This window comes from Klebsiella sp. GB_Kp047 (assembly GCF_040065235.1).
Lineage (GTDB): Bacteria > Pseudomonadota > Gammaproteobacteria > Enterobacterales > Enterobacteriaceae > Klebsiella > Klebsiella quasipneumoniae.
Genome location: NZ_JBEAJG010000039.1, coordinates 248,572 through 259,859 on the forward strand (window position 1 = coordinate 248,572; position 11,288 = coordinate 259,859).

Below are 11,288 nucleotides of genomic sequence, written 5' to 3' on the forward strand. Positions count from 1 at the left end.
CTCACTCCGCGGGACGGGGCTTCAGCGGACAGGTATCGCTGATCTTAATAAATTTGTCGTTATAGACCAGATAGTGGTTCCCCGGCTGGCGCAGCGCCGGCTGGCGAACTACGTCCCCGGGACGCAGATACCACGCGTCGCCCTCCTCTTCGGTCGAATCGCACCTGGGTTTAATCAGCAGCTTAAACCAGGTATTGCCGGTGTTGCTCACCGTCCCGGCCGCCTTATCGAAAGACCATTTAAACTGCACCTCGCGCGGGCGCACCACCAGAATGGTATCCATCACCACCACCGGCTCCATGCTGACTTCGCCGCCGGTCGGGCTGCGCCTCGTCAGGTTACGGGTGGGAATTTCACGAAACGAGACCCGATAGTAGCGCTCGCGGTTATCCCGCGGCCCATGATAATAAAATTTGAAATATTCGCTCTCCCCGGCCTGCAGCGCCAGCTGGCGGGGGGCGAACAGCAGTTCGCCATCCACCGGCCGGGAGCGCACTTCGCTGCCCCCAGGGCGGTCGATGGCGCTGACGGTGATCCGGTACAGCCGCGCGCTTTTATTGTTATTGACCACCCGTTTGCTGGCGAAATCCGCTTCAGCCGGCAGGGAAAAGGTCAGATTGCCGACCGAGATTGCCTGCGCCAGCGGCGCCGCCAGCAGGCAGCCCAGCGTCAGCAGGGCCTTAGTTAATGTTGCGCCACGTCGCCTGGACATGAATCTCTCCTGAAGCGCTGACTTCGCCAAACCAGCCGTTATCGTCTACCGTCCGCAGCGAAATGGCGTTATCCATCGGAATCGAAAATTTCACCGTGGTCTTATCCATCTGCCCCACTTCGCCGGAGATATCGGTCCACGGCGTGGTCAGCCACAGCGCATCGGTCATATCCCGCCAGCTGTCATCGCACCCGGCGTCGTAGGTCTGGGTCGCGCCGCTGCGGGTGATAAAAGAGAGCGTCGCCGGGAACGGCACTTTCGCCGTACCGTCATCGGAGCTGAAGAGACAGTAGGAGCGCCCACCAATCACCTGCGCCGGTCCGGTCACTTTGATCAGCACTTCGTCGGCAGCCGTTTTACCGCTGGTGGTGACGATGTAGCCGAAATCGAGCGCCGGTTCACCGCTGCCGACATACCCCTCCCGCGACGGCGCCGAGGTATATTCGTCAGAGATAATGCTGATGCTGAAATCACGGGGCTTGATAATCAGCGTATTGGAGGTGGAAAACTCATACCAGCCTGACTCCGGCGAGGTGGTGTTCTGGAAGCGAAAGTTGAACAGATCCTTGGTATTGATATCGCTGATCCCGAGATTCACCATCTGCTTAAAGAAGTTGCTGGAGAAGAACACATAGATCGCATCTGAGCTCTTCATCTCGTTGAAGGTGTAGTAATAGGCGGTATTGCTCACCGGCTTCCATGAGCTGCCGTTGAGGCTGAACTGCATATCATACGCCCCGACGGCCGAGGCCAGCGACGAGTTGGCGATCGCCGGGAAAATATGGATCGACGTATTGCTTAACCCATTGGTCTGCAAGGTATAATTGACCATCTTACAGCTTAATCCTGAACGGCTGCCGATGGTCTGCGTCCGGCAGTCGGCGTTCCCTTCCCCAAGGGTTGGCACGCCATCGCTGTTGATAAACACCTCCGCCAGCGAGTGGGTGTTTATCAACCTCAGGTTCGCGGCTTTGGTGTGGGTGACGTTGCGCACATACCAGTTGCCGGAGGCCTGATCCTTACAGCGCGCGCCGCTGCTGGCGTCGTAGTTCACCGAGGTCTGGCAGGCATTGATGGTCATCGTGAAGCTGCCGCCGACCGGCATCTGTTGCAGATACTGATAAAACGCGTCCGACATCATACCGTGCATCCACTTCGCGCCGCCGCTGGTCACCGTCGCGCCATAGAACCCGCTGGCGTCAGTGGTCTGCGGCAGGATCAGGCTGGTGGCCATATCGCACCCGGCGTACCAGTTGATGCAGCGCAGGCCGGTTAAGGGGTGCGAAACCGGCGAGTTTTCCAGCCACATATCAAACTTCCAGTTGGCATTGAGCCCGGTGTTGTAGCCGTTATCGATATAGCCGAGACTCTGCTGATAGATGGTCCCGGAGCCGGTGTATTTTAAGCCGGTCCAGCGGTTGGCGCCGGTCATGCGCGGATCCAGCGCCCCGCCGGGAGTGACGAAAAAGTTGTCGTCGGAGTTGTTTTCCACAAACACAAACTCGCGCGCCGGCGCATCCGACCAGGTGGTCTTGGTCACCGCCGCCCTGAGCGCAGCCGCCGGCCAGAGCAGCGCGAGGATCGCCAGGGCGATTAATGGGTTAACTTTCATTCTCTTCTCCTGTCTGCTGCACCGCCGCCCACGACGAGAGGCCGCTGCAAACCACATCCCCCACCCACACGGCGCCGCGCGCCTGGCTGAGCTCCAGCGCCACTTCGCAGGTTTTATTGCCGCCGTAGCTGAAATCGATCGTGGGGTATTTCTTATCCACATCCATAACAAACTCGCCGTTTTCATCGGTGCGGGTACGGCCGATATGGTTGTTAATCCGCGCATTCGCCAGCAGCGTGCCGTCTTCCGCCCGAATACGACCGGAGACGGTGACCATCTGCTTCACCTCTGGCTCAATCACCGCCACGTTGCCGGGATAGAGAGTCAGATGACTCTTGCGCCCGCTGACGATGTCGTAACTGTCGAGCGAGTTTTTGCTGTTCTGCAGCTCCACCTCATAGCGGCCATAAGGGGAGAGCGGCAGATAGTTACGCTTACCGCTGAGCGGGAAGATCCGCCCGTTGACCCTGGCGCTGATTTGACCATCGTCCTCCAGCCCGGTGTTGAAGATCACCCCGGCGTTGCCGTCGGTTCGTCCGCTGGCGGCGATATTTTTGCCCTGCCAGCCGACGCTGCCGCTGGCGGTGAGGTTGGTGTTGACGTAGCCGTCCGCTGCGCTGTTGACGTTCAGCGTGCCGCTGGCGTAGCGGGCGTCGAACTGGGCATACGCCCCGCCGCTGAGGGTTTTGTCATCCCCGGTATCGCCGGAGATGGCCCGCGACAGATTGGCGCCGATGGTGCGAATGGTGCCTTCATCAAACTGTTTACGCGCTGAGAGGTTAGCCATGGTGTAGCCGTTCTGATGGGTCATCCCGGCGCTGAACCAGTTGCCCAGCGGCAGCGACAGATCGAGGGCGATATATTTCCCGGTGTTGGCGCTGCTGTCGCCATTGTTATAGCGCTGGATCCCCGCCCGCAGGCCAAGCGAGCCAAAGGCGCCGCTGTAGACCGTCTGATAGTAATCCGCGGTGTAGTAATGGCTGTTGTAGCGGCGATCATCGTTGTAGCTCACGCTGAACGTTCCCAGCTTCGACCACAGCGCATTCAGGTTGAGGGTGCCGCCGATCGCCCGGTTATCGGCATCGCTGCGCCGCAATTGATCGCCAATGTGGGTTCTCTCCTGGTTGACCCACACTGAACTAAAGCCCCCCGGCAACGTGGCACTGATGCTGCCGACGCTGCTCCACGAGCTGTCGCTGGCCAGCATGTTTTGCAGGTTAACGTTGATCGCCTCGCCCAGCGGCAGCGTCAGGCGAGTTTCTCCCACCGCCTGGTTGTCGTAGCCATAGCCCGTTGCCGCCCAGCTCAGGGTGCTGAGCGACCCGGAGGCCGAGAGGCCCGCCAGCCAGCTCTCTTTCGCCGGTCGGGTCTTTTTTCCGCTCTCCGACCAGCGATCCATATGAAAACTGCCGCCCCATACCTGCCACGCCAGCGGCGCGCCGGCGCCGCGTCCCCGGCTGAACAGCTTATTGACCCGCTGGGTGCGTTTGCTGACCACCCGCCCGTTGACGATCACCTCCACTTCCACGTCGTAAATACCGTACGGCAGGCCGCGGGTATCCACTTCATGGTTGCCCATGGCGAAGTTCTGGACGCTCAGCAACCGGCCGTCGCGGGTGAGATGCACCTCGCCCGCCGCCGGTAAAAAGGCAATCACCGGCGTGGCGGACTGGCTGTTGTCGAAGACGGTGGAGCTGGCCTGGTTCCCCCAGGAAAGGCCGTAAATCTTGCCCGCCGAAATAGCGGTCATCGGTCCCAGAGACTGCAGGTTCCAGGTGTCAAGCATCCCGCCGGCAAAGCGGTGGCCGGCGAAATCGCGTTCATACATGGCTTTATATAATTCACTGTCCTGCTGACCACTGCCGATGCCGTACAGCGAGCCGTCGAGCACCACGTGATGCTCACGCAGCGCCGTGACGTTGTTCAGCGACAGGTAGCTGGAGGTGTTGCTTCCGCCGTTGCGCATCTGGTTGTTATAGACGCCGAGGTTATAGCTCAGGTTGCTGCTCAGGGCGTTGACGCTCGACTGGCCGATGTCTTCGCTGCGCGAGCGCAGCACAGTGCCCAGCGCCTCGCGCTTGACCACCAGCTGCAACAGCAGCTGGCGCAGGCTGAGATCCAGCTGCGCGCTCTCGGTCAGAGTAATGGTGAGCGCCTCGCTGAACGGGGCGTTGGCGAGGCCGATCAGCTGCTGTCGGGTCTGTTCGCTGACGCTGGCGTTACCCTCATTGTCCTCCAGCCGGATCTGCCGAACGCGCAGCTGGCCGCCGTCCAGCCAGATAAATGCGCTGCCGATCCGCTGATCGTCCCGGGTGTCCTGGCTGCCGGCAAGATGAATATAAAGAGGAACGCTCATGCCGTCCTGCAGCGCCTGGCTGAAGGCCTGCGGAATAATCACCCCGCCAATCTGCTGCGCGCCTGGGGCCGCCGCACTGGCGTCGGGCTGAACGAACAAAAAAAACATGCCGAAGGCAAGCCGCGTTTTCAGTCCTGGGGAAATCCGTCGTAGAGGCATCGTCGTTATCCATCTGCACAGCTGTCTATTTCACGGGAACAAACTGCTCACCCTGCCAAAGCGCAACCCGTCCTTTTTTATCCGCCGTGTCCACGCGCGTAAAACGGCGTGATTTACCCGGCATCAGGTAGTAGTTCTCTTTGCACTCCTTACCGTCGGCGGCCTTCAGGCAGGGGCCGTAGGCGAGGATCCGCAGCGTCGCATTCCCGGTGTTGGTCAGGGAGCCGTTGGCATACTGAAAGCGGTAGTTCACCTGCCGGGGCGCCACCACCAGGATGGTGCCGATGCGAGCGGAAGCGGTGGCCACCGCGCTGCGGGTGGCGTTATCGCGCTGGGCATCGCTGAGCGCCTGGTCGAACCAGACAATGCGGTAGTAGCGCTCTTTGTTATCCGCCGGGCCTTTGTAGAAGAAGCGGATCACATCGCTGGCCTGGGCGGGTAGCAGCAGGCTGGCGGGAGTGAGCAGCACCTCATCCGGTTTATCCATCGGGATAACCTGTCCGTCGTCCAGTGGGGAAGAGAGCCGTTCGAGATGGATATTGATCAGGCGGCCGCTGTCGGTGCTGTTCTTGATCGTTTTGCTCAGCGTGCTGCTGCCGCTGTTCATAAACGATGAGATATCGCCGACATCCAGCGCCTGCGCCGGCGATACTCCGGCAAGCAGCAGCCCGAGGGCCAGAAGGTGCTTTTTCATAACAATTCCGTCCGTGAAAAAAGCAGGGGGAGCCCCCCTGCTGGCGCATCACAAGGATCAGCTGGTCCAGGTGGCGTCGAACTGTACGCTGACGTCGCCGCTCCAGATCCCTTCCGGCAGGGTGCTGTAATCGGTCACGGCGGTAGTGCCATCGGTGGTGCCGCTGATGATCGAGAAGGTGAAACCATCCTGCGCGGTGGTACGGCCGCTGGCGTTGTAGCCGTTAGCCAGCGCGCTGAGGTTGCCGCCCAGAACGTTGTTGGCGGTATCGATCATCACGGTATCACCGGTTTTTTCCACCGCTGCGCCGTTATAATCCACGCCCACGCTCAGCGTGGAGCCGGAGGTATCCAGCTGGGTTAAGGTGTTGGTGATAAGACGCGAGGTCAGCTTAAAGGCGGTCGCCGTTGCGTCACCCTCAATCGCCACGTCAAACAGACCTTTCTGCGAGTTAAAACCTTTCACGCCTTCGGCATACTGGAACGCCAGGCTGCCGAGCGGGGTGACCACCAGCTTGCTGTTGGTGTCTTTTTTGGCGGTCGCAGACCAGGTCGCTACAGCCTGAGCCGTTACGTCAGCAGCCTGCGCCACGCCCATACCGGTAAACGCCGTTACCAGAGCTATTGCCAGAACCTTTTTTTTCATCGCTTTTTCTTCCTGAGTTGAATTAAGGACATGATGTCCCGGTGAACCATTCAAAAATTAACTTACCTGGGTGTTACTGAACTAATTTGTATATTTTGGAATACAGCTTGGCCTCGGCATTGCGCCGATGGGTATATACTGTCTTCACGCTACAATTTTCAATTCTGGCGATCGATTTCGGCTGCATGCCCTGGGCGGTCATGCGGATAATTTTCATTTCCCGGTCTGTAATTTTATCTTTCTTAATATCTTTACGGAGAAACCTGCCATTAATCACATAGGCCAGCTCTTTTCGAATATCGCGACTCAGGCCAACATATACCACGCCGCGAATATCGCTATTGTAATACCAGTAATTCGCTAAGGCTTCTGACTTCCTGGCCGCAATTAATACGACCTGTTTCCCCTTTACCGCGGATAGCCATTCGCTGTCGCGCCTGATAAACTCGTTTAACGAAGCCGTATTGAGATTGATAAACACGAAATCTTTTCTGATTTTCTCTAGCGACAGATAAATTAACTCGTCGATATCTACAATCAGTTCAGACAATCCTTTATAGAAGTAGGAGTCATCGGCAGACCAAATATACTTATCGGAACAGCTTTTATATTCCATATAGTTTTTAACCTCATAGTCCTTGAAGTAATCATTTTTAAAACGTCACTGCTTGCCAGGCCTATAAAGTTTACTGGCGTATTCGATTCCTTTAGTAAATCGCCATTAAATAAGACACGCATTACTTATCAATATTGAATAAGCGGGGTTAAACTATAATTATTTTCTGCTTGGCGTTGAATTTAAGTTTTTTCCTATGGAGTGTCAACATGCGGGAAGGCAATGAATTTCGCGCCCAGGTCAATATTTACAAAAACTGAAAATATCTCATTTTTGAGCGCAAGAAAAAGGTATTTATTTTCATAAGGTTATTAGCAATATAACCCTCAATTCTTAGCTGAATTTTATATTACCCAGGATCTTCACCCTATTATGTTAGGAATATTCTTAATGAAGGGCAGAATGCAGTTGTCAAATAAACCAAATTTATTCAAAAATAAAGAATATAAGTCTAAAAATCAGCAATAACCAGGATGATTCACCAATACATAAGACTCATAAATAGATTAACCTGCCGCACAAAATAGTTATATATATGTTAATTTTGCGGAATGATGAATGCTAAACAAAGGCAGAAGCATTATCTATTCGATTAAACAGACCTCATTAGCAAGATAAAACGAGTTTTGCCGATGGGTTCCTGCCGTCACGGGGACGCCAGTCTCCGCGTTCCCGAAAGCATAGCCGCTTTTCGGCGCTTCGCCAGCGTACCACGCACGGTGAACCGCTCACCGCCGCCCTTTCCCGCCTGTTCACGGTTTGTTCGCAATACCGTCATCGAAATTTCACATAAAGACCTATTAATAGTGGCCAGTTAATGACGAACCTGGACACTCTTATGAACAGCTCTCTTGCCGCGGTGGCCGAAACTGATTTCCAGCCGTTCACCGAACTCAATGCCGGCCGGCAGCGGAAGGTCTTAAGCGTGCGTAATCTGAGTAAAGCTTATCAAGCCCAGCACAAGGTGCTGGACGGCATCAGTTTTGATCTGCACGCTGGCGAAATGGTTGGCATCATAGGCCGCTCCGGCGCCGGTAAATCGACGCTCCTGCATGTCCTCAACGGCACCCACAGCGCCAGCGGCGGCGAAATTCTTAGCTACCCGGAAGTCGGTACCCCGCACGATGTCTCCCGGCTGAAAGGGCGCGCGCTCAATGCCTGGCGCAGCCACTGCGGAATGATTTTTCAGGACTTCTGCCTGGTGCCCCGTCTCGATGTGCTCACCAACGTCCTGCTGGGCCGCCTCAGCCAGACCTCAACCCTGAAATCGCTGTTTAAAATCTTTCCTGAAGCCGACCGGGCGCGCGCCATTGCGCTGCTCGAGTGGATGAACATGTTGCCGCACGCGCTGCAGCGGGCGGAGAACCTCTCCGGCGGGCAGATGCAGCGGGTGGCGATCTGCCGGGCGCTGATGCAGAACCCCGGCATCCTGCTGGCCGACGAGCCTGTCGCCTCGCTGGATCCGAAAAACACCCAGCGCATCATGGATGTACTGCGCGAGATTAGCGAGCAGGGCATCAGCGTGATGGTAAACCTGCATTCGGTAGAGCTGGTGAAGACCTACTGCACCCGGGTTATCGGCGTCGCCAGCGGCCAGCTTATTTTTGACGATCACCCCTCCCGGCTGACGCAGGATGTGCTGCAGCGGCTGTACGGCGATGAAGTTAGCCAATTGCATTAATTTCACTCACACGGGCAACATAATGAAAAAATCTATGACTGGCGCAGTTCGTTTATCCGCAATGGTCGCGGGCATGATGATGGCATGGCAGGCAGCGGCGGCGCAGCCGAAAGAGCTGAATCTGGGCATTCTCGGCGGCCAGAACGCCACCCAGCAAATCGGCGATAACCAGTGCGTGAAGGCCTTCCTCGATAAAGAGCTGAACGTGGACACCAAACTGCGCAACTCTTCCGACTATTCCGGAGTGATCCAGGGTCTGCTGGGAGGGAAAGTCGACGTGGTGCTGAGCATGTCTCCCTCCTCTTACGCCTCGGTTTATCTTAATAACCCCAAAGCGGTGGATATCGTTGGTATCGCCGTGGACGACAAAGATCAGTCTCGCGGCTACCACTCGGTGGTGATTGTCAAAGCTGACTCCCCGTATAAAACGCTGGACGATTTAAAAGGCAAAGCCTTCGGCTTCGCCGACCCGGACTCCACTTCCGGGTATCTGATCCCTAACCATGCGTTTAAAGAAAAATTTGGCGGTAACGCCGACAACAAATACAACAACACCTTCTCCAGCGTCACCTTCTCCGGTGGCCACGAGCAGGACATCCTCGGCGTGCTGAATGGCCAGTTCGCGGGCGCGGTCACCTGGGCCTCGATGGTGGGCGATTACAACACCGGCTACACCACCGGCGCGTTCAACCGCCTGATTCGCATGGATCATCCGGATCTGATGAAGCAGATCCGCATTATCTGGCAATCGCCGCTGATCCCGAACGGCCCGATCCTGGTGAGCAATGCGCTGCCAGCGGACTTTAAAGCGAAGGTCGTGGCGGCGGTGAAAAAACTGGATACTGAGGATCACGCCTGCTTTATCAAAGCGATGGGCGGTACTCAGCACATCGGCCCGGGCAGCGTGGCTGACTTCCAGCAGATTATTGATATGAAACGCGAGCTGGTGAGCGCGCGTTAATCCTGCCTCAACGCCGCCTGCTTGCCCCAGGGTAAGCGGCGGCGCTACGTTGAAGATCCCCGACGCATGAAGACGACCCACACCGAATTTGAACGCTATTACCAGCAGGTACGCTCGCGGCAAAAGCGCGATGCCGTCTGCTGGTCGCTGCTGCTGCTGGCGCTCTATTTTGCCGCCGGCAGCGCCGCGGAATTTAATCTGCTGACTATCTGGCACTCGCTGCCCCATTTCTTTGACTATATGGCAGAGACCATTCCGCCCCTGAGCGCCGGCAACCTGTTCGCCGACGTGCAGACCAAAGGCTCGCTGGCCTGGTGGGGCTATCGCCTGCCGATCCAGCTGCCGCTGATCTGGGAAACTCTGCAGCTGGCGCTGGCCTCAACCCTGGTGGCCGTCGCCATTGCCACGGTTTTCGCGTTTCTTGCCGCCAATAACGCCTGGTCCCCGGCGCCGGTGCGCTTTGCCATTCGCGTGCTGGTGGCGTTTTTGCGCACCATGCCCGAGCTGGCGTGGGCGGTGATCTTTGTGATGGCGTTCGGCATCGGCGCGATTCCGGGCTTTCTGGCGCTCATGCTGCATACCGTCGGCAGCCTGACCAAACTGTTCTACGAGGCGGTGGAAAGCGCGCAAAACAAACCGGTACGCGGCCTGGCGGCCTGCGGCGCATCCCCGCTGCAGAAAATTCGCTTCGCCCTGTGGCCTCAGGTGAAACCTCTGTTTCTCTCCTATGGCTTTATGCGGCTTGAAATCAACTTCCGCTCGTCGACCATTCTCGGGCTGGTGGGCGCGGGCGGCATCGGCCAGGAGCTGATGACCAACATCAAGCTCGACCGCTACGATCAGGTGAGCATCACCCTGCTGCTGATCATTCTGGTGGTGTCGGCGCTGGACATGCTGTCCGGTCGTCTGCGCCTGTGGGTACTGGAGGGTAAGAAATGAGCGTCTGGCACATGCAACCGGATCTCGCCGCCAGCCGGCGGCAGCATAAGCAGCTCTATCAGGTCCAGGGGCGCTACCTGCGCTACGTCGGGCTGGTGGCGCTGGCCTGCCTGCTCTATTACGTCTGGTTTTTTCTGCAGTTCGGCATCAGCGGCGAACAGCTGACCACCGGCCTACAGCAGATTGGCCGCTATCTGGCGCGGATGTTCGTCTGGCACGACTTCTGGAACTGGCCGTTCGGCTATTACTTCACGCAAATCGGCATCACTCTGGCTATCGTCTTCGCCGGGACGCTCACCGCCACGGTGCTGGCGCTGCTGCTCTCCTTCTTCGCCGCCCGCAACATCATGCGCGGCGTGGTGCTGGGGACCCTCGCCCTGCTGATGCGCCGCCTGTTTGATGTGCTGCGCGGGATCGACATGGCTATCTGGGGGCTGATTTTCGTGCGCGCGGTAGGCCTCGGGCCGCTGGCCGGGGTGCTGGCGATCATCATGCAGGACACCGGCCTGCTGGGACGGCTGTACGCGGAAGGACACGAAGCGGTGGACCGCTCCCCCGGGCGCGGACTGACCGCCGTGGGCGCGAACGGCCTGCAAAAGCATCGCTTTGGCATTTTTACCCAGTCGTTCCCGACCTTCCTCGCATTGAGCCTGTATCAGATTGAATCCAACACCCGCTCCGCGGCGGTGCTGGGCTTCGTCGGCGCCGGCGGTATTGGGCTTATCTATGCCGAGAATATGCGCCTGTGGAACTGGGATGTGGTGATGTTTATCACCCTGCTGCTGGTGGCGGTGGTGATGATCATGGACACCCTCTCCGCCTGGCTGCGCCGTCGCTATATCGGCGGCGCCGTGGTGCCGCTGTATCAGGACGAACGCTAGCGCACCTTTGTGCCGGGTGGCGGCTACGCCTT

The 11,288-nt window shown here is 57.6% G+C and carries 10 protein-coding genes; 4 read left to right on the forward strand and 6 right to left on the reverse strand.

The window, feature by feature from the left end:
• Position 1: 1 nt before the first annotated feature.
• The 6 genes from ABLV76_RS18620 to ABLV76_RS18645 all read right to left on the reverse strand — a co-directional run bounded on the left by ABLV76_RS18620 (position 2) and on the right by ABLV76_RS18645 (position 6,794).
• Positions 2-712: a fimbria/pilus periplasmic chaperone gene (locus ABLV76_RS18620; RefSeq protein ID WP_348878411.1), complete on the reverse strand. Its 711-nt coding sequence runs from the start codon at positions 710-712 to the stop codon at positions 2-4.
• The gene (gene ecpD, locus ABLV76_RS18625) at positions 681-2,324 is read right to left on the reverse strand and encodes a fimbrial adhesin EcpD (protein ID WP_004204915.1); all 1,644 of its coding nucleotides are present in this window, start codon (positions 2,322-2,324) and stop codon (positions 681-683) included. Before ecpD ends, ABLV76_RS18620 begins: the two co-directional genes overlap by 32 nt.
• Positions 2,314-4,839, reverse strand: coding sequence for a fimbrial biogenesis outer membrane usher protein (locus ABLV76_RS18630; RefSeq protein WP_064794548.1), 2,526 nt, complete (start codon positions 4,837-4,839; stop codon positions 2,314-2,316). Before ABLV76_RS18630 ends, ecpD begins: the two co-directional genes overlap by 11 nt.
• Positions 4,840-4,864: 25 nt before the next feature.
• Positions 4,865-5,533: a hypothetical protein gene (locus ABLV76_RS18635; protein ID WP_017900976.1), complete on the reverse strand. Its 669-nt coding sequence runs from the start codon at positions 5,531-5,533 to the stop codon at positions 4,865-4,867.
• Positions 5,534-5,590: 57 nt separating this feature from the next.
• Entirely contained in the window at positions 5,591-6,178 is a 588-nt protein-coding gene (gene ecpA / locus ABLV76_RS18640; RefSeq protein ID WP_064794550.1) for a common pilus major fimbrillin subunit EcpA, read from the reverse strand.
• Positions 6,179-6,251: 73 nt separating this feature from the next.
• On the reverse strand, positions 6,252-6,794 hold the full coding sequence (locus ABLV76_RS18645) for a helix-turn-helix transcriptional regulator (protein WP_004144585.1): 543 nt from the start codon (positions 6,792-6,794) through the stop codon (positions 6,252-6,254).
• Between the two features lie 838 nt (positions 6,795-7,632).
• Here ABLV76_RS18645 and phnC point away from each other — a divergent pair.
• From phnC to phnE (ABLV76_RS18665), 4 genes are all read left to right on the forward strand, one after another.
• Positions 7,633-8,475 (forward strand): phosphonate ABC transporter ATP-binding protein, encoded by an 843-nt coding sequence (gene phnC, locus ABLV76_RS18650; protein WP_004204921.1) that lies wholly within the window; start codon positions 7,633-7,635, stop codon positions 8,473-8,475.
• A gap of 22 nt (positions 8,476-8,497) precedes the next feature.
• Positions 8,498-9,436, forward strand: a complete 939-nt coding sequence (gene phnD, locus ABLV76_RS18655) for a phosphonate ABC transporter substrate-binding protein (RefSeq protein ID WP_032426081.1) — start codon at positions 8,498-8,500, stop codon at positions 9,434-9,436.
• A gap of 66 nt (positions 9,437-9,502) precedes the next feature.
• Positions 9,503-10,375 (forward strand): phosphonate ABC transporter, permease protein PhnE, encoded by an 873-nt coding sequence (gene phnE, locus ABLV76_RS18660; protein WP_002890001.1) that lies wholly within the window; start codon positions 9,503-9,505, stop codon positions 10,373-10,375.
• Complete coding sequence (phnE, locus tag ABLV76_RS18665) at positions 10,372-11,256, forward strand: phosphonate ABC transporter, permease protein PhnE (RefSeq protein WP_017900973.1); 885 nt, start codon at positions 10,372-10,374, stop codon at positions 11,254-11,256. The genes phnE (ABLV76_RS18660) and phnE (ABLV76_RS18665) overlap by 4 nt, the downstream gene beginning before the upstream one ends.
• Positions 11,257-11,288 lie beyond the last annotated feature (32 nt).